The organism is Gordonia sp. G4 (assembly GCF_057770005.1).
In genome coordinates this window covers 5,132,311-5,150,193 of record NZ_CM173442.1, presented here as the reverse complement: position 1 = coordinate 5,150,193, position 17,883 = coordinate 5,132,311, and the positions used below count along the sequence as shown (strand labels likewise).

At 67.4% G+C, this 17,883-nt stretch carries 20 protein-coding genes; 7 read left to right on the top strand and 13 right to left on the bottom strand.

The genetic code is table 11. The features are described from left to right. Nucleotides 1-197 precede the first annotated feature (197 nt). The 3 genes from AC3B5T_RS23255 (at nt 198) to AC3B5T_RS23245 (ending at nt 2,817) form a co-directional block, all read left to right on the top strand. A complete protein-coding gene (locus tag AC3B5T_RS23255; protein WP_010841195.1) occupies nt 198-1,328 on the top strand; it encodes an NDMA-dependent alcohol dehydrogenase in 1,131 nt (376 codons plus the stop codon). Between the two features lie 23 nt (nt 1,329-1,351). Further along, nucleotides 1,352-2,170 carry a serine hydrolase domain-containing protein gene (locus AC3B5T_RS23250; RefSeq protein WP_055475460.1) on the top strand — a complete coding sequence of 273 codons (819 nt, stop codon included), beginning with the start codon at nt 1,352-1,354 and terminating at the stop codon, nt 2,168-2,170. A gap of 128 nt (nt 2,171-2,298) precedes the next feature. Continuing rightward, nucleotides 2,299-2,817 (top strand): DUF3145 domain-containing protein, encoded by a 519-nt coding sequence (locus tag AC3B5T_RS23245; RefSeq protein ID WP_010841193.1) that lies wholly within the window; start codon nt 2,299-2,301, stop codon nt 2,815-2,817. 188 nt (nt 2,818-3,005) lie between these two features. On the opposite strand, the gene AC3B5T_RS23240 is transcribed toward AC3B5T_RS23245, so the two are convergent. From AC3B5T_RS23240 to aceE, 6 genes are all read right to left on the bottom strand, one after another. Further along, nucleotides 3,006-4,457 (bottom strand): acyl-CoA carboxylase subunit beta, encoded by a 1,452-nt coding sequence (locus tag AC3B5T_RS23240; RefSeq protein ID WP_010841192.1) that lies wholly within the window; start codon nt 4,455-4,457, stop codon nt 3,006-3,008. Nucleotides 4,458-4,494: 37 nt separating this feature from the next. Next, nucleotides 4,495-5,763: a KasA/KasB family beta-ketoacyl-ACP synthase gene (locus AC3B5T_RS23235; RefSeq protein WP_010841191.1), complete on the bottom strand. Its 1,269-nt coding sequence runs from the start codon at nt 5,761-5,763 to the stop codon at nt 4,495-4,497. Beyond that, nucleotides 5,763-6,065 carry a meromycolate extension acyl carrier protein AcpM gene (gene acpM / locus AC3B5T_RS23230; RefSeq protein ID WP_010841190.1) on the bottom strand — a complete coding sequence of 101 codons (303 nt, stop codon included), beginning with the start codon at nt 6,063-6,065 and terminating at the stop codon, nt 5,763-5,765. Before acpM ends, AC3B5T_RS23235 begins: the two co-directional genes overlap by 1 nt. A gap of 131 nt (nt 6,066-6,196) precedes the next feature. Then, nucleotides 6,197-7,105: an ACP S-malonyltransferase gene (locus AC3B5T_RS23225; RefSeq protein ID WP_010841189.1), complete on the bottom strand. Its 909-nt coding sequence runs from the start codon at nt 7,103-7,105 to the stop codon at nt 6,197-6,199. Nucleotides 7,106-7,300: 195 nt separating this feature from the next. Further along, nucleotides 7,301-8,572: a PucR family transcriptional regulator gene (locus AC3B5T_RS23220; protein ID WP_014927379.1), complete on the bottom strand. Its 1,272-nt coding sequence runs from the start codon at nt 8,570-8,572 to the stop codon at nt 7,301-7,303. A 76-nt stretch (nt 8,573-8,648) separates the two neighbouring features. Further along, the gene (gene aceE, locus AC3B5T_RS23215; protein WP_442902690.1) at nt 8,649-11,531 is read right to left on the bottom strand and encodes a pyruvate dehydrogenase (acetyl-transferring), homodimeric type; all 2,883 of its coding nucleotides are present in this window, start codon (nt 11,529-11,531) and stop codon (nt 8,649-8,651) included. 152 nt (nt 11,532-11,683) lie between these two features. Here aceE and AC3B5T_RS23210 point away from each other — a divergent pair, with 152 nt between their 5' ends. From AC3B5T_RS23210 to AC3B5T_RS23195, 4 genes are all read left to right on the top strand, one after another. Further along, nucleotides 11,684-12,301: a hypothetical protein gene (locus AC3B5T_RS23210; protein ID WP_081637169.1), complete on the top strand. Its 618-nt coding sequence runs from the start codon at nt 11,684-11,686 to the stop codon at nt 12,299-12,301. Between the two features lie 216 nt (nt 12,302-12,517). After that, nucleotides 12,518-12,940, top strand: coding sequence for a DUF3052 domain-containing protein (locus AC3B5T_RS23205; RefSeq protein ID WP_055475459.1), 423 nt, complete (start codon nt 12,518-12,520; stop codon nt 12,938-12,940). After that, entirely contained in the window at nt 12,937-13,419 is a 483-nt protein-coding gene (locus AC3B5T_RS23200) for a peroxiredoxin (protein WP_014927376.1), read from the top strand. Before AC3B5T_RS23205 ends, AC3B5T_RS23200 begins: the two co-directional genes overlap by 4 nt. 129 nt (nt 13,420-13,548) lie before the next feature. Beyond that, nucleotides 13,549-14,754: an RtcB family protein gene (locus AC3B5T_RS23195; protein ID WP_055475458.1), complete on the top strand. Its 1,206-nt coding sequence runs from the start codon at nt 13,549-13,551 to the stop codon at nt 14,752-14,754. 84 nt (nt 14,755-14,838) lie between these two features. On the opposite strand, the gene AC3B5T_RS23190 is transcribed toward AC3B5T_RS23195, so the two are convergent. From AC3B5T_RS23190 to AC3B5T_RS23160, 7 genes are all read right to left on the bottom strand, one after another. Next, nucleotides 14,839-15,036, bottom strand: a complete 198-nt coding sequence (locus AC3B5T_RS23190; RefSeq protein WP_010841182.1) for a CsbD family protein — start codon at nt 15,034-15,036, stop codon at nt 14,839-14,841. An 87-nt stretch (nt 15,037-15,123) separates the two neighbouring features. Further along, nucleotides 15,124-15,672 (bottom strand): hypothetical protein, encoded by a 549-nt coding sequence (locus AC3B5T_RS23185; protein ID WP_055475457.1) that lies wholly within the window; start codon nt 15,670-15,672, stop codon nt 15,124-15,126. Continuing rightward, nucleotides 15,669-16,262 carry an Asp23/Gls24 family envelope stress response protein gene (locus tag AC3B5T_RS23180; RefSeq protein ID WP_055475456.1) on the bottom strand — a complete coding sequence of 198 codons (594 nt, stop codon included), beginning with the start codon at nt 16,260-16,262 and terminating at the stop codon, nt 15,669-15,671. Before AC3B5T_RS23180 ends, AC3B5T_RS23185 begins: the two co-directional genes overlap by 4 nt. Continuing rightward, the gene (locus tag AC3B5T_RS23175) at nt 16,259-16,813 is read right to left on the bottom strand and encodes an Asp23/Gls24 family envelope stress response protein (protein WP_055475455.1); all 555 of its coding nucleotides are present in this window, start codon (nt 16,811-16,813) and stop codon (nt 16,259-16,261) included. Before AC3B5T_RS23175 ends, AC3B5T_RS23180 begins: the two co-directional genes overlap by 4 nt. Further along, entirely contained in the window at nt 16,806-16,985 is a 180-nt protein-coding gene (locus tag AC3B5T_RS23170; protein WP_004022968.1) for a hypothetical protein, read from the bottom strand. Before AC3B5T_RS23170 ends, AC3B5T_RS23175 begins: the two co-directional genes overlap by 8 nt. Further along, nucleotides 16,982-17,320 carry a hypothetical protein gene (locus AC3B5T_RS23165; RefSeq protein ID WP_055475454.1) on the bottom strand — a complete coding sequence of 113 codons (339 nt, stop codon included), beginning with the start codon at nt 17,318-17,320 and terminating at the stop codon, nt 16,982-16,984. The genes AC3B5T_RS23170 and AC3B5T_RS23165 overlap by 4 nt, the downstream gene beginning before the upstream one ends. Continuing rightward, complete coding sequence (locus AC3B5T_RS23160) at nt 17,320-17,829, bottom strand: Asp23/Gls24 family envelope stress response protein (protein WP_055475453.1); 510 nt, start codon at nt 17,827-17,829, stop codon at nt 17,320-17,322. The genes AC3B5T_RS23165 and AC3B5T_RS23160 overlap by 1 nt, the downstream gene beginning before the upstream one ends. Nucleotides 17,830-17,883 lie beyond the last annotated feature (54 nt).

Genomic DNA, 17,883 nt, shown 5'->3' with positions numbered 1-17,883 from the left:
GGCGCGAGCACTCGCGCCCAGGTCGTCGTGGTCTCGTCCGTCTCGATCGCACCGGGCGACTGCGCGGCCTGGAAACACGTACTAGAACACGTTCCAATTATGTGGTTGAGTGATGACTGTCACGTCATGGCGGCAACCGTCGGAGTGAGTAGATCCTCCCGGTGTGAGACGTCGCCGGGTTCGAACGGAGGAGTTCAGTGAAGACAAAGGGTGCACTGCTGCGGGAGCACAACAAGCCGTGGGCGATCGAGGACATCGAGATCGGCGATCCCAAGGCCCACGAGATCAAGATCAAGATGGAAGCCGCAGGCATGTGCCATTCCGATCATCATCTGATGACAGGTGGCATCCCGATGGCCGGGTTCCCGATCCTGGGCGGACACGAGGGTGCGGGAGTCGTCGCCGAGATCGGCGAAGGCGTCACCGACTTCGAGGTCGGCGACCACGTCGTGCTGTCGTTCATCCCATCGTGTGGCAAGTGTCCGTCGTGTCAGTCGGGGATGGCCAACCTGTGCGACTTCGGCGCCATGCTGCTGCAGGGTGAAGCCGTGTCGGACAACACCTTCCGCATCCAGACCGCATCCGGCGAGAACGTCTACCCGATGACGCTGCTGGGGACCTTCGCGCCGTACATGGTCGTGCACGAGGCGTCCGCGGTGAAGATCGACAAGGACATCCCGTTCGAGGTCGCCGCGCTGTGCGGTTGCGGCATCCCCACCGGTTACGGCTCCTCGACCCGGAGCGGCGACGTGCGCCCGGGCGAAGACGTCGCCATCGTCGGTGTCGGCGGCGTCGGTACCGCGGCACTGCAGGGCGCGGTGATCTCCGGTGCCCGCAACCTGTTCGCCATCGACCCGGTCGAGTGGAAGCGCGAGCAGGCGCTGAAGTTCGGGGCCACCGCGGCGTTCGCCTCGGTCGAAGAGGCTGCCATGGCGATCGCGGAGACCACGCACGGCGGCATGTGCCAGAAGGTGATCGTCACGGTCGGCGAGGTCCACGGCAAGGACGTCGACCTGTGGATGGGTATCACCGCCAAGGGCGGCACCTGTGTCCTGACCGGTATGGGCAACATGCTCGAGAGCGATGTGAACCTGAACCTCGCCATGCTGACCCTGCTGCAGAAGAACCTGCAGGGCTCCATCTTCGGCGGCGCCAACCCGAAGCTCGACATCCCGCAGCTGCTGTCGATGTACAAGATCGGCAAGCTCAACATCGCCGACATGATCACCCGCCAGTACCGGCTGGACCAGATCAACGAGGGTTACCAGGACATGTTGGACGGCAAGAACATCCGCGGTGTCATCCGCTACACCGAAGAGGACTGGTGAGCACCCGGGTAACGTGACCCGATGTGTCTGTCCTTGAATCTCTGACGGAATGGCCCGTCGACCACGCGTCGGCGGCGATCATCACCCGTGACGGGGTCGCCGACCAGTTCGGCGACCCCGCTCGCGTCTTCGAACTCGCCTCGGTGACCAAGCCGCTGGTGGCCTACGCGGTTCTCGTGGCGGTCGAGGAAGGTGCCGTCGAACTCGACGACCCGGCGGGGCCGTCGGGATCGACTCTCGCTCACCTTCTCTCGCATGCGTCCGGACTGGCCTATGACACCCGCGAGGTCGAGGCGCCGCCGGGGGAGCAGCGGATCTATTCGAGTTCGGGCTTCGAGGTGGCCGCCGAGGCCGTGGCGGAAGCTACCGGTATCGAGTTCGGCCGGTATCTCTCCGAAGCCGTGTGTATGCCGCTGGGGTTGTCGTCGACGACCCTCTACGGGTCGGCCGGGCATGCGGCGCGCTCGAGTGCGGCGGATCTGGCGGTCTTCGCTCGAGAGCTGTTGAATCCGCGGCTGCTGGCGCCGGAGACGTTCGGAAAGCTGACGTCGGTCCAGTTCCCCGGTCTCGACGGATTCGTTCCGGGTTACGGCAAGCACCGCCCCAACGACTGGGGGATCGGCTTCGAGATCCGCTCGGAGAAGTCGCCGCATTGGACCGGGACACGGAATTCTCCGCGCACGTTCGGGCACTTCGGGCAGGCCGGGACGTTTCTCTGGGTGGACCCGGTTCTCGACGCCGCATGCGTCGTGCTGACCGACCGGCCGTTCGGACCATGGGCGAAGCCGCTGTGGAGCGAGTTCAACGATCGTGTCGTTGATGAACTCTCGTCACAGAACTGAATTTTTCTCGCACCAGAAACTGGCGCAACACGTGCCTCATGAGGCACAATTGATCTCACGAGTGTGATATCCGCTGTCGCGAGGTGTGTTGGGGAAGACGTTCCTCGTCGACAACGGAGGTGAACAAGGTGCGCAATCTGAACCAGTTTGCGGACATGACAACAGGAGTGGTGTACATCCACTCGGCGCCGGTGGCGCTGTGCCCGCATGTGGAGTGGGCTCTGTCGTCGACCCTGAATGCGCGCGCCAACCTGAAATGGTCGGCACAGGATGCCGAGCCGGGCATGCAGCGTGCCACTGTCGACTGGGCAGGGCCGGTCGGCACTGCCGCACGTCTGGTGACGGCTCTCCGTGAGTGGTCGGCGCTTCGCTTCGAGGTGACCGAGAATCCGAGCGAGGGCGTCGACGGCGAGCGGTTCTGCTACGTCCCGGGACTGGGCCTGTGGCGCGGCTCCACGAGCGCCAACGGTGACGTCATCATCGGCGAGAACCAGTTGCGCTCGATGATCGAATCGCAACCCGACAGCGCCGGCCTCGCCGGTGAACTCGAAGGCGCACTCGGTACCGCGTGGGACAACGCCCTCGAGCAGTACCGCATGGGCGGCGCCGGCGCCGAGGTCACCTGGTTGCAGCAGCGGGTGGGCTGACCCTTCGAGACGCCCTCCGCAGGCTCCGGGCTCCTCAGGGAGCGGTGGTGGCGTGTCCTCCGCAGGCTCCGGGCTCCTCAGGGAGCGGTGGTGGCGTGTCCTCTGCACGCTCCGGGCTCCTCAGGGAGCGGTGATGACAAGTGCCCCGGTCCTCGAAGGACCGGGGCACTTGTCGTTGGTGCGACGCGTCAGAGCGGGATGTTCTTGTGGCGTCCGCGGCGTGCGGGTGCTGCCGCGAGCGCTTCGGCGATGATGCTGCGCGTGTGCGCCGGGTCGATGATCTCGTCGACCACCCCGATGGACTGAGCGCGGCCGACACCGCCGGCGATGGCCTCGTGCTCGGCGGCGAGGCGGTCGTGCAGAGCCTCTCGCTCATCGTCGGGTGCGGCGGCGAGGGCCTTCTTGTGGAGGATGCCCACCGCGGCCTTGGCGCCCATCACGGCGACCTCCGAACCCGGCCAGGCGAAGACCGCGGTGGCGCCGAGCGCACGCGAGTTCATCGCGATGTAGGCACCGCCGTAGATCTTTCGGGTCACCAGCGTGACGCGGGGGACCGAGGCCTCGGCGAAGGCATGCAGCAGCTTCGCGCCACGCCGGACGACGCCGTTCCACTCCTGGCCGACGCCGGGAAGGTAGCCCGGTACATCGGTGATGACGATGAGAGGGATTCCGAAGGCGTCACAGAGGCGGACGAAACGCGATGCCTTCTCGGCGCTCTCGGAGTTGAGGCAACCGCCCATCCGCAGCGGGTTGTTCGCGATGACACCGACGCTGCGTCCGGACAGCCGGCCGAAGCCGACGACGATGTTCGGCGCCCACTTCGCTTGCAGCTCTTCGAAACTCGAGATCTCCGTCTCGCCGTCGGCGGCCACACCGGAGTCGAGCAACTGCTCGACGACGGGGTGGACGTCGTAGGCGCGACGATTCGACTCGGGCAGCAGGGCCTTGAGGTCGGTGTCGCCGGCCCGGGCGTGATCGCGGTCGAAGTGTCCCTGCTGGGTGAACGTCGACACGAGACGCCGCGCCCGCCACAGCGCATCGGGCTCGGAGTCGGCGACGATGTGGCAGACGCCGGACTTCTTGCCGTGTGTGGTCGGGCCGCCCAGCGACTCCATGTCGACTTCTTCGCCGGTGACGCTCTTGACGACATCCGGCCCGGTCACGAAGACCCGGCCGGCCGGCGCCATGATCACGACGTCGGTCAGCGCCGGGCCGTAGGCCGCGCCCCCGGCCGCGAACCCGACGACGACCGAGATCTGCGGGATGTAGCCGGAGGCGCGCACCATCGCCTCGAAGACCTGGCCGACCGCGTGCAACGCCTCGACACCCTCGGCGAGGCGAGCGCCACCCGAGTGCCAGATGCCGATGACCGGCGCCTGCTCGGTGATGGCGGTGTCGATGGCGTTGACGATGTGCGCACACCCCACGACACCCATGGCGCCACCCATCACGGTGCCGTCGGTGCAGTAGGAGACCGTCCGGACCCCGTGGACCAGACCGACGGCGGCCTGGACGCCCGACTTGTCGCGTGGATGGAGCAGCGACATCGTGCCTTCGTCGAAGAAGTTGGTGAGCCGCAACAGGGGGTCGCGGGGATCGGCGGCTTCTTCGCGGCCGGCAACGGGAGCCAAGGTCGTCATCGATGTCTCCTGGGTGTCGGGGGTGTGGCGGGAGTGCTCAGTAGCGACCGAAGGCGAGCGCCACGTTGTGCCCACCGAAACCGAACGAGTTGTTGATCGCGTACTCGATCTGCCCGTAGCGGGGCTCACCGTGCACGACGTCGATGTCGCATTCCGGGTCCAGATTCTCGAGGTTGAGGGTCGGCGGGATGACGCCTTCCTCGACACTCTTGATGGTCAGGACCGACTCGAGCGCCCCGACGGCACCGATGGAGTGTCCGAGCGCGGACTTCGGTGCGTACACCGCCGCGTGCTGGCCGATGGCGGCGAGAATGCCCGCGGCCTCGGCGGTGTCGCCGATGGGGGTCGACGTGGCGTGCGCGTTGATGTGGGTGATGTCGGAGCGCTGCAGACCGGCGGTCTGCAGGGCCCGGGTCATCGCCCGTGCATTGCCCTGTCCACTGGGGTCGGGGGCGACGAGGTGGAATCCGTCGGAGGTGATGCCGGAGCCGAGGAGGCGGGCGTGGATGTGCGCGCCGCGTGCCCGTGCATGATCCTCACGCTCGAGGATCAGCATCGCCGAGCCCTCGCCGAAGACGAACCCGTCGCGGTCCTTGTCGAACGGCCGTGAGGCGGCCGCGGGATCGTCGTTGCGCGTGCTCATCGCACGCATCATCGAGAAGGCGGCGATCGGCACCGCGTCGATGTGACCCTCGACGCCGCCGGTGACGACCATGTCGGCGTCACCCATGACGATGTGGCGCCAGGCGTGTGCGATGGCCTCGGCGCCCGATGAACAGGCCGAGACCGGGGTGATCACGCCGGCGCGGGCGCCGACGTTGAGTCCCGCGACGGCCGCCGGTCCGTTCGGCATCGCCATCGAGACGGCGAGCGGGGACACCTTGCGGTAGTTCCCGGTGGTCTCCATGGCCTGGACCGCGTCGACCATCGCGTCGGCGCCGCCCTGACCGGTACCGATCACGACGGCAAGGCGGTCCTTGTCGACGTCGGGTTCGCCGGCCTGGGCCCAGAGGCGCTTGCTCATGACGTGCGCGATGCGCTCGACGTAGGCCATCCGCCGGGATTCGACGCGCGTGACCTCCTCGGCGGGATCCTGGAGGAGACGACCACCGATGCGCACCGGGAGGTTGTACTTGGTGATGAAGTCGTCGGTCAGCTCACGGATTCCCGATTCGCCGGCCAGCAGGTTCTTCCAGGTCGAGTCGAGGTCCCCGCCCAGCGAGGTGGTGGCCACCATGGAGGTGACCACCACACTCGGGAAGTTCCCACCCAGCGTGGAGTACTCGCGGAGGGAAGAGGGAGTCATCAGTTCTCGTCTGCCTCGACCTGCGCCTTGATGGCTGCAGCGGCCTCGGGGTTCTCGTTCTCGAGCTTCTGGATGTAGGCGACGGCGTCGCCGACGGTGCGGAGGCCGGCGAGATCCTCGTCCGGGATCTTCACGCCGTACTTGTCCTCGGTCTGGACCGCGATCTCGACCATGGACAGCGAATCGATGTCGAGGTCGTCGACGAACGACTTCTCGAGGGTCACCTCGGACGGCTCGATGCCGGTGACTTCTTCGATGATCTCCGCGATGCCGGCAATGAGTTGTTCCTGGGTGGCAGCCACTGTGGCGTTCCCTTTCCTTAGCTTCGTTGACTTGATGGTTCCGGAGCGCATGACGGACAGGAGAGTCCGCGCGCTTGGACACGCCGGCTCTAACAGCCCACGTTCCGGGGGTCGCGGACTACCCGCGACCTCTATCCAAGTTCGGTGATCTTCGTGATGTCGCCGGGCTCCTTGAGCGCCAGCGCGGGAGTGCCCTTGAGTTCGCGCTTGGCGATACCCACCAGCGTCCCCGCCGGGGGCAGTTCCACCACGGCGTCGGCCGAGTGGTCCCGCAGGTACGCCGAGCAGAGATCCCAGCGGACCGGCCTGGTCACCTGTCCCACCAGTTTTGTCAGCGCGTCGGCGCCGTCCGTTACAGGCTGACCGTCGGAGTTCGACAGCAGCGTGCGGACGGGGTCGGACGGGGTGATCTGTGCCGCGGCAGCGGCGACGGCCTCTTGGGCCGGAGCCATGAAGTGCGTGTGGAACGCGCCGGCGACGGCGAGCTTGCGGATGCGAGCCTTCTCCGGCGGCGACGCGATGAGTTCGTCGATCTGGGCGACCGCGCCGGCGGCGACGATCTGACCCGCCGCGTTGCGGTTGGCCGGGACGAGGTCGAGTTCGTCGAGGCGCGCGAGCACCGCGGCCTCGTCGCCACCGAGAACGGCAGCCATGGTCGTGGGCTCGAGCGCGCAGGCCTTGGCCATCTCGGCACCGCGGATCGCGGCGAGCGTGACCGCTTCGTCGGCGGAGATCACACCGGTGATCGCCGCGGCGGCCAGTTCACCCACCGAGTGTCCGGCCACGACGGCGTCGGCAGGCAGCTCGCCGTTCTTGCGGACCTCGTCGTAGGCCAGCAGCGCCGCGACCACGACGAGCGGCTGGGTCACCGCGGTGTCGGTGATCTCCTCCGCGGTGGCGGTGGTGCCGAGCCCTTCGAGGTCCAGCTGGATGAGCTTGGACCAGGTGGCGAGCTGGTCACGCGCGCCCGGCAGTTCGAGCCAGGGCACGAGCATTCCGGGTGTCTGTGAGCCCTGTCCGGGGGCAAGCATCGAAAGCACGTGACCAGAGAACACCCTTTGCCCGTGGGATGTGGGTGTGGAGAAGCATGAACCTTGTCGCCGCCTTTTGTGGGGTTCCCACAAAGGTGACCTACAGGTCACCTGGTTCGTCACCAGTCCGAGATTTGTTACCGAACCGTGTTCTTAAGGCTCCTATCAGCACAAACGGTGAATCGGACATGAAACCGGTGTGACTCATGTGGCTGATGAATGCGATTTGTGCCGGAAGTGTGTCAGTCGACCCACCGTCGACGCGACCCTCAGAACGTAGGCGTCGCGAGGGTTAGTTGGGTCACGTCCTGTGATTTCTGAAATTTTCTTCAACCGATAGCGGACCGTATTTGGATGTATGTACAGAATCCGAGCGCACGACTCCACCGAGCCGCCGGAGTCGAGGTAGGCATCGAGCGTCGTCGTCAACGTCGAGCCGCCCTCGGCCAGCGGTAGGACGAGGGATTCCACCAAAGCGGTCATCGCTGACTCGTCGCCGTTGAGCGCGCGTTCGGGGAGCAGTTCGAGACTGTGGACCGGGCGCGGGGCGTTCGGCCAGCCCGCGACCGCCTCTATTCCGGCCATCGCCTCGGTCGCACTCGTGTGCGCACTGCCGAGGTTCGGCATCGTCGGTCCGATGACGACCGGGGCATCGGCGAAGTGGGACAGCAGCGCGCCGACGAACTTCTCGGTCGGACGGGCCGGACCGCTCACGATGGCCACCAGTACCGAACCCTGCACCACCGAGAGGGCCGACCGGTCGAAGGACTTGGCCGTGTTGTGGATCGCCAGCGGCACCGAGACGTTCTGTTCCGGCGGCGGGGTCCCGACGATGACGGTGGCGGGTGCATCCGATTCCCAGTTGAGCGCTGCTGCGCGAGACAGCAACTGGGCGCCGGTGTCCCCGCGGACGACCGCGTCGACGACCAGGGCCTCGAGCCGGGAATCCCACGCACCCCGCGACTCCGCGGCCGAAGCGTAGATGGATGCCGCGGCGAAGCCGATCTCCCGTCCGTACCGCAGCACCGACTCGGTGAGCGCGCGGAGCTGGGCGTCGTTGCGGGCCAGGAGCGGGAGCCACTTCTCGAAAAACTCCATCGCCACGCGGACCATCTCGACGGTCTGCAGGAGGGTGATCCGGCGGGCGAGATCCTGGGGGACCACCTGGAAGGCCTGGACCGTGAACTTCACGTTGCCCTCGGGGTCCTGGATCCACTCGACGAAATTGACCACCGCGGTCTGCACGACGAGTTGCACACTCGCGCGCTGTGCCGCGTCGAGATCGGAGAAGTACGGCAGCTGGTCCTGCATCGAGTGGACCGCCTCGGTGGCGAGCCGGCCGCTGTACTGCTTGACCCGCCGGAGCAGTGTGTCCGGGAGCGCGTCGTGCACGGTGGCGGGGGCCGGTACATGGGCGCCCCGCTCACCGAACACATCAGCCGGCGGTGGCTTCCTGTTCACGCTGGCATCGGACACGACCTCAATCTAGACCCTCGGCCGGCCGGAGTCGCCGACCGTGGGCGAGACGAGGCCGCGTCCGTCGACGCGACGCTCAGGCGACACCCGGATCGCTGGTCTGCTCGGGCGCGGCCGAGACATCGTCGATCCGGTACTTGTCGGCGGCCTGCTTGGCGACCGACATCTCGATGTTGCCGTCCCGGGCGAGCGCGACGAGCACGGCGACCACGATCGACTCGGCGTCGACGTTGAAGAACCGGCGCGCCGCCGGACGGGTGTCGGAGAACCCGAAGCCGTCCGTGCCGAGCGTGAGGTAGGTGCCCGGGAGGTAGGCCCGGATCTGCTCCTGGACGCCACGCATGTAGTCGCTGACTCCGACGAACGGGCCGGCGGCGTCGGCGAGCAACTCGGTCAGGTAGGCCGGGGCCGGTTCGGCCCCCGGATCGCGCACCGCCTCGCGGTCGGCGCGGATGCCGTCGCGGGCGAGTTCGCTCCACGAGGTGACCGAGTAGACGTCGGCGCCGACGTTCCATTCCTCCGCGAGCATGTCTGCGGCGCGCAGCGCGTCGGGCATGGTCACGCCGGAGACGAGGATGTTGGCCGGATGCTGCTTGCCCTCGGGAGCCTTCTGGAACCGGTACGCGCCCTTGACGATGCCGGCCGGATCGAGCCCCTCGGGCTTGGCCGGCTGACTGATCGGCTCGTTGTAGACGGTCAGGTAGTAGAAGACGTTCTCCGGGTCGTCGCCGTACATGCGCTCGATGCCGCGCTCGACGATGTGGCCGAGCTCGTAGGCGAAGGCCGGGTCGTAGGCGACGACCGCGGGGTTCGTGGCGGCCAGCAACGGGGAGTGCCCGTCGGCGTGCTGGAGCCCCTCGCCGGTCAGTGTGGTGCGCCCCGCGGTCGCGCCGATGACGAAGCCTCGCGCCATCTGGTCCGCGGCCGCCCAGAAGCTGTCGCCGGTGCGCTGGAAACCGAACATCGAATAGAAGATGTACAGCGGGATCATCGGCTCGTCGTGGGTCGAGTACGACGTGCCGACCGCGGCGAAGCTGGCCGCCGACCCGGCCTCGTTGATGCCCTCGTGGAGGATCTGGCCCTCCGAGCTCTCCTTGTAGGCGAGCATCAGTTCGGCGTCGACCGAGGTGTAGAGCTGCCCGTTGCGGTTGTAGATCTTGAGGGTCGGGAACCACGAGTCCATCCCGAACGTGCGCGCCTCGTCGGGGATGATCGGGACGATGCGCTTGCCGATCTCCTTGTCGCGCAACAAATCCTTGAAGACACGTACGAGCGCCATGGTGGTGGCGACCTGCTGCTTGCCCGAGCCCTTCGCGGTGGCCTTCAGCGCCGAACTCATGTCCGCCTTCAGGACTTTGGACTTCGTGCGCCGGCTCGGCAGGAAGCCGCCGAGGGTCTTGCGCCGGTCGAGCATGTACTGGAGTTCCGGCGAGTCCTTGCCGGGGTTGTAGTACGGCGGCAGGTACGGGTCTTTCTCGAGCTGCTCGTCGGTGATCGGGATCCGCGTGCTGTCGCGGAAGGCCTTCAGGTCGTCGAGCGTCAGCTTCTTCATCTGGTGCGTCGCGTTGCGACCCTCGAAGTGCTTGCCCAGCGTGTAGCCCTTGATGGTGTGGGCGAGGATGACGGTCGGTTGTCCCTTGTGGGTCATCGCCGAGGCGTAGGCGGCGTGGATCTTGCGGTAGTCGTGACCGCCCCGCTTGAGGTTCCAGATGTCGGCGTCCGAGAGATCCTTGACGAGTTCCTTCGTACGCGGGTCGCGGTTGAAGAAGTGTTCGCGGACGAACGCGCCGTCGTTGGCCTTGTAGGTCTGGAAGTCGCCGTCGGGTGTGGTGTTCATCAGATTGACCAGAGCGCCGTCGCGGTCGGCGTGCAGCAGCGAGTCCCACTCACGGCCCCAGATGACCTTGATGACGTTCCATCCGGCGCCGCGGAAGAAGGACTCGAGTTCCTGGATGATCTTGCCGTTGCCGCGCACCGGGCCGTCGAGACGCTGCAGGTTGCAGTTGATGACGAAGGTCAGGTTGTCGAGACCCTCGGTGGCCGCGAAGCTGGCGAAGCCGCGCGACTCGGGCTCGTCCATCTCGCCGTCGCCGAGGAAGGCCCACACATGCTGATCGGAGGTGTCCTTGATCCCGCGGTCGTGCAGGTAGTGGTTGAAGCGCGCCTGGTAGACGGCGTTCATCGGGCCGAGACCCATGGAGACGGTGGGGAATTCCCAGAAATCGGGCATCAGGCGCGGATGCGGATACGACGGCAGGCCGCCGCCCTCGCCGGCGTGGCTGTGCTCCTGGCGGAAGCCGTCCATCCGGGCCTCGTCGATCCGGCCCTCGAGGTAGGCGCGGGCGTAGATGCCCGGTGAGGCGTGGCCCTGGATGAAGATGTGGTCGCCGCCGCCGGAGTGGTCCTTGCCGCGGAAGAAGTGGTTGAAGCCGACCTCGTAGAGCGACGCCGACGAGGCATAGGTGGAGATATGGCCGCCCACACCGACACCCGGCCGCTGGGCGCGATGCACCATGATCGCGGCGTTCCACCGGATCATCTGACGGAAGCGGCGTTCGACGTCCTCGTCGCCGGGGAACCAGGGCTCGGCCTCGGTGGGGATGGTGTTGACGTAGTCGGTGGAGGTGAGTGCGGGGATCGACACGCGCTTCTCGCCGGCCCGCTCGAGAAGTCGCAGCATCAGGTACCGAGCGCGACCGGGTCCCGCGGCATCGAGGAGGGCGTCGAACGAGTCGAGCCATTCGTCGGTCTCGTCTGGGTCGATGTCGGGCAGATAGGACGCGACTCCTTCGCGGATGACCCGGACTCGTTGTCCGGCGGCGCGTCCGTTCGAGCGGGGGCCGGTGTTCCCGGCGGGTTCGCTCGGCGAGACGTCCTGTGTCGCATGGTCCATCTGGTTGGTCACGGTGATGCCTACTCCCTCTGACAGGCCGGACTCGGGGTGGTGGTCCGACTGCATGGCGTCGGGCACCGCGCTCCGATGTTGTGCGGTGCCTCCCCTCATCGTGCCCCATGTGGGGTGGCTTGGCACCGGGTGGATCCGTGTCGGCTGTCGCGATCGCGTCGATGCGGTAGCGTCCAGAAACTATTACTGACCAGTAGGGGGAGTGGATGCCGGAGCGAGGAGCGGGAACGGTGGGGCGCCGCCGGGGCCGCGTCATCCGGTCGGCGACCGCGGCCACGATCGCCCTCGGGGCGGCGCTGTCGGGTGCGTGTGCCTCGACGGTCGGTGGCGCGGGCACCCCGGCGCCGGGCGAGGTCGCGGTCTACCGGTCCGAGCTGTCGGCCTCGGCGGCCGCCGAGGTACGGGCCGAGGGGGTCGAGCTGTGCCGCGAGTCGATGGCGTCGATGGTCGTGATGGTCCGGGGGTTCAACGCTTTCGTCACCCGTCTGAACGTCGCACAGTCGTATCCCGGGGTCGGCGATCTCGACGAGAAGGCACGGGCCAGTCTGATCGCCGGCGCCGATCAGATCCGTCCCAAGATCACCGAGACCGCGCCCGCGGACGTCTCGACGCCGGCGCGGACATTCCTGGAGTCGACCGCACGGCTGGAGAACGCGATCCGTCGTGAACTGAGTGCCGGCCTCAACCCGGTGTCGGGTCAGTGGTCCCGCGACAAGCAGCGGCTGCTCGACGTGTGCGGTGGTTACACGCCGCTTCCGGCGGCCTCCTCGGCCACCCCGCGCCCGTCCGTCCCGTCGACGACGTCGGACCGTCCCGGCGGGTAGCGTCGCCGCCCCGCGATGATTGGGATCGTGGCACCCGGGGTACCGGTTGTGCACAGGCGATCGCGAAACGCCCGAAATCCATGACGGCGTTCGGCTTGCAATGTGAGGCTTTAGGCTGTTGCCTATGCTGACAGGCGAACAGCGTGCGAGAACGTACGCTGATTCGGCACAGACGACGCACACAACGATCCACACATCTTCAGGAGGTCACGCGCGGTGGTAGCCGCCACAGACGGTAACAACGCCCAGAAACTGGGCTTGACCGCAGGCTTGGTCGTGCAGGAACTCGGCTGGGACGAGGACACCGACGACGAACTGCGCGCTGACATCGAGGACGCGATCGACGCCGAGATGGTCGACGAGGATGCTGATGACGTCATCGACGTCGTGGTCCTCTGGTGGCGCGACGGTGACGGTGACCTCGTCGACGCCCTGATGGACGCGATCGGCCCGCTCGCCGAAGACGGCTTCGTGTGGGTGCTCTCGCCGAAGACCGGCAAGTCCGGCTATGTCGACCCGAGTGAGATCGCCGAGGCGGCCCCGACCGCGGGCCTGACCCAGACCTCGGCCATCAGCCTCGGCGACTGGTCGGCGGCCCGACTCGTCCAGCCCAAGGCCCGCGCGGGCAAGAAAGCATGAGCGGTGCGCTGCCTTCTGCGCCCCTGACCGTCGGCGATCGGGCACCGGACTTCGCCCTTCGCGACCAGAACAACCAGCTCGTGTCGCTCTCGACGCTACGAGCCGACCGCAATGTGCTCGTCGTGTTCTTTCCGCTCGCATTCACCGGCACTTGCCAGGGCGAGCTGGGCTACATCCGCGACCAGCAACCGCGCTTCGAGAACGACGACGTGACGACGGTGACCGTGTCGGTCGGCCCCTCGCCCACACACAAGGTGTGGTCGGCGGCGCAGGGATTCCTGTTCCCCCTGCTGTCGGACTTCTGGCCGCATGGTGACACCGCGCGCGCCTACGGCGTGTTCAACGAAGACCGTGGTTACGCCAACCGCGGCACCTTCCTCGTCGATCGAGACGGCACGATCGTCTTCGCCGACATGGTCGGCCCGGGTGAGGTACGCGAGAACGCGGTCTGGGACAAGGCTCTCGGCGTCATCGGCTGATCGGGTCCGGCCGTCCTCGGATCAGAGTGCCGAGCGACATGGCAGGAGAAAACCGTTTGCCGCCCGGAGGATTCGACGGTGTGATGTGAGAGCCCGTCGACCCGGGCGCTCACGAAAGGACGATCCTCCATGCCGACCAAGTCGTCGCCCAAGGTGCTGAACTACGCATCGCACGTGGACGACAACACTCTGAACCAGGCGGCCGAGACCGCCCGAATGCCGTTCGTGCACCCGCACATCGCCCTCATGCCCGATGCCCACTTCGGGAAGGGTTCTGCGGTGGGCACGGTCATCCCGACGACCGGTGCGGTGATCCCCGCGGCCGTCGGCGTCGACATCGGCTGCGGCATGATCGCGGTGCAGACGCGACTGCGCGCCGCGGACATCGACGGAATGGACCTCGGCCGACTGCGAGGGAAGATCGAGGATGCGATCCCACTGTCGCCCGGCAACTACAACCGCGGTCTGGACCGGTTCGGTTTCACGCGGGCCCGGATCGACTCGCTCGACGAGCAGGCGACGAACGACGGTGTGGACCTCTCACATTCGCCGAAGTGGCGGGAACAGCTCGGATCGCTCGGCGGCGGCAACCACTTCATCGAACTGTGCCTCGACGAGCGGGACGTGGTGTGGCTGTTCCTCCATTCGGGTTCGCGCGGCGTCGGCAACAAGATCGCCCAGAAGCACATCAAGATCGCTCAGCGGCTGTGCCGCCAGTGGTGGATCAAGCTGCCCAACGCCGACCTCGCGTACCTGCCGCAGGGAACGCCGGAGCTCACGGCGTACCTGCGGGATCTGTCCTGGGCTCAGCGGTTCGCGTTCGAGAACCGCGCGGAGATGATGGATCGATTCGTCGCGGTGTTCGCCGAGTGGTTCGGCGACAACGTCTCCGGTGACCGCGATGCCGGGGCGGAGTCGCTGGAAGTGGACCGGATCAATTGCCACCACAACTACACGGTGCGGGAAACGCACGCGGGTAAGGACGTCTGGCTGACCCGGAAGGGTGCGATCGACGCCCATGAGGGCGTCCGGGGCGTCATCCCGGGGTCGATGGGCACGCGGTCGTACGTCGTGCGCGGCAAGGGCAATCCGGCAGGCCTGTGCTCGGCGCCGCACGGTGCCGGTCGGCGGTACTCCCGCAGCGAGGCGCGGAGGCGGTTCACCGCCGAGGATCTCGCGGCCCGGATGACGGGAATCGAGTACCGGCACGGCGACGAGTGGGTCGACGAGATCCCCGACGCCTACAAGGACATCGATCAGGTGATGGCCGACGCCGTGGACCTGGTGGACATCGAGCACACCCTGCGGCAGATCCTCAACGTCAAGGGGACGTGACCGGCCGCGTTCGGCCATGAGAACGAGACGAATCCCGAAGGTGCTGAGCACCTTCGGGATTCGTCTGTCGAGCTGGCAGAGATTTCAGTTGCCGGACAGCTTGTCCTTGATGTTCGACGCGGCGTCCTTCACGCTCTCCACGCCGTCCTTGACGGCCGCGGAGAGCTGATCGCCCTTGCCCTCGCTCTTGAGCTGGTCGTCACCGGTCACATCGCCGGCGGTCTCCTTGGCCTTGCCCGAGAGGTCCTCGGCCTTGTTGCTGACCTTGTCGCTGAATCCCATTTCTCTTCTCCTTCATCTCATGTGTTCATTCATGTGTTCGACGACAACCTCGGGTGAGGTCGTCGGTCGATGCGGGTGTCTGCCTGTTCACCGATCGAGGTGGACGAAGGCCTGCACGTGTACTCCGGAGTCGCCCAGCGCGGTCCGGATCGCGGTGACGGTGTCGGCGACCGGTGCGGTGACCTCGTCGAAGCTCCGGTTCGGCCTCGCCGACACCTCGAGCCGGATGATGCTGCGCGACCGGTCGTCGATCGCCTTCGCGGACACCTTCTGGAACAACGGGTTGCCGGCCAGTTCCGCCGCGGCCGCGTTCGCGATCAGTTTCGGTGCGACGGTGAGCGTTCCGGTCTGATCGGAGCCGTCGAGCACGGCGTCGTCGACGGCGCGTGGCCTGATGATGGTGGCCAGCAACAGCAGACCCCAGCCGACCGCGATCACGGTGAGACCGGCCAGCGCCCAGATCCACCAGGACGCCTGTGCCGCATCGAGAGCGGCGCGCTCGTCGAGACGTTCCACCCATCCGGCCACCGGCTCGATGCCGACCCGCCAGGCCATGGCCGCCGCACCGACGACGATGAGCAGCACGGCCACGAGCCCGACCGACAGTCGATGTGCGATGGCGGGAAGACGATTCATCGGACGCTCCTCGTTCCTTGCACGCGCAACCGCACGACGACCTTGGGGGACGACCGTACTTCGGCGGCCGTGTGAGCGACGGTGTCTTCGATCAGCTGGCGGTCGACACCCTGTGGCCGGACCGCCACCGTGCACCGGATCTTTCGCCGGGTCACCACCGTGTCGGCGTCGAGTACGCCGGGTAGGTCGGAGACGGCAGCACTGCACCGCCGCGCGACGTCCCCGGGGCGGGTCCACATCCCGTCGCCGGCGAGGGCGAGATGTGTCCTGCGCCGTGGTTTGACCGCGACCCACAACAGGATCAGACCCAGCACGACGGCTCCGACCGCGGCGGGCCACATCCAGTTCTGCCACTGCAGGTCCGAGATCCATTCGGCGGCCGTGACCGACCACTCGCGTCCGTCGAGCCAGTTCGCGCGGACGGCGATGTCGCGCACGGCCACCGCGCCGAGCGCGATGAACCCGAGCCCGAGTGCGGCGCCGGCGATCGCGGCGCCCGGAAGGGCCGCGGGCGGAAAGACGTGTTCCGAACCGGTGTTCCGCCCGCTCCCGAGACGTGCGGTATCCGGATCGAGTGCGGTCTGCGTCATCGTCGTACCCCCGGGTCGGTGGTGATGGTCGAGGTGAGCGTCGCGGTGTCGTGCTGCGGGCGCTGTGGGTCCGGCCCGTCCGACGGGACGCGGTCCGTGCGCGGGGCCTCGATGTGGGGGTCGTCGCCGACCGGTGGCAGGTCGACGTAACCGCGTTGGCGTCGCCGGATCGCCTGTCGTGGCTCGAATTTGGACACCGTCACGTCGACGCGTGTCGGTGCGATCCCGGCGAGGCGTTCGACCTCCGCGGTGACGTGGTCGCGCGTGCGACGGGACACCTCGGCGACTGCACACGGCCACTCGAGGGCGAGGGACACCGTGATCCGGGTGCCGCCCGCATGAACGGTCGCGTCAGGTAGGGCGGACCTCTCGCCGATCGCCCCCAGGACCGAGCCGACGCCGCCGCGATGACGGACGACGCCCGGGATGTCGAGGGCCGCCCGGGCCGCGATCTTCTCGAGGACGCGGTCGGCGACGGTGAGTGTCCCGGGCGGCGAGTCGTCCCCGGAGGGGACGCCACCCGTCACCGGCCCGCCGGTGTGCTCAGCCACGACCCCGGCTCCGCAGGAGGGCACCCAGGTCGATGGCGCCGTCACGGTTGAGCCCCAGGACGAGTCCCGCGGCGCCGAGCACGACGGCCAGCAGGAAGCCCGCCAGTCCACCGGCGACGGCGGCCAGTGCGAGGAGCAGGCCGACGAACAGACCCACCACTGCGTTGTTCATTTCGCTTCTCCTTCATGCGGACTCGGCTTCGAGCTGACACTGATGTCGGCCACGGTCACCGAGATCGGTCTCGCGGCGAGCGTTTCGGCGATGTCGCGGACCTGTGCGGCGACGCCCTGCAAGTCGTGCGCGGCGTCGACCACGATGTGGATCTCACCGCTGTCGTCGGCGAGGGACACGCCCGAGACCCGATGTCCGGGCAGGTAGGTGGCGATCTCCCCGAACAGACCGCTGTGCAGGTCGTGCACGCCCGGTACGGAGAGCACGGCGGCGGCGAGGCGATCTGCCAGTGAGCCGCCGTCATCCGTCCGCGCCGCCGGGAGGTCCGACGTCATCACTGGACCCGCGGGGTGGTGTTCGATTCCTGCTCGTCGTCGCCGAACGCGATGTCGTGCACGGTGACATTGACCTCGGTGACCTCGAGACCGGTCATCTGCTCGATCGCGGTGATCACGTTGCGTCGGATGGCAGCTGCCAGTTGATGGATCGCGACGCCGTACTCGGCCACGATGGAGACGTCGACGGCGGCCTGGCGCTCGCCGACCTCGACCTCGATGCCCTGGGTGGTACTCACCGTCGTGCCCGGCAGGACGTCGCGAACCCGGCCGACCACGCGTTCGGTGGTGCCGCCCAGATCGTGGACGCCGTCGATCTCCCGCGCGGCGATGCCGGCGACCTTCGCGACGACGATGTCGGCGATGGAGGTGCGTCCCCGATCGCCCGACGAATCACGGCGGGCGATAGCACGACCCGTGGCGGCGTCGGCGGCGCCGGTGCTCGACGCGCCGAGGGGGGCGGCGTCGTCCTTCGTGGCGTCCTTGGTCGGGGTGGCGCTTGCGGACATGTCGAACTCCTTCGGTCGTCGTGTCTTCTTCGTAGACGGACCGCCTTCGGATGA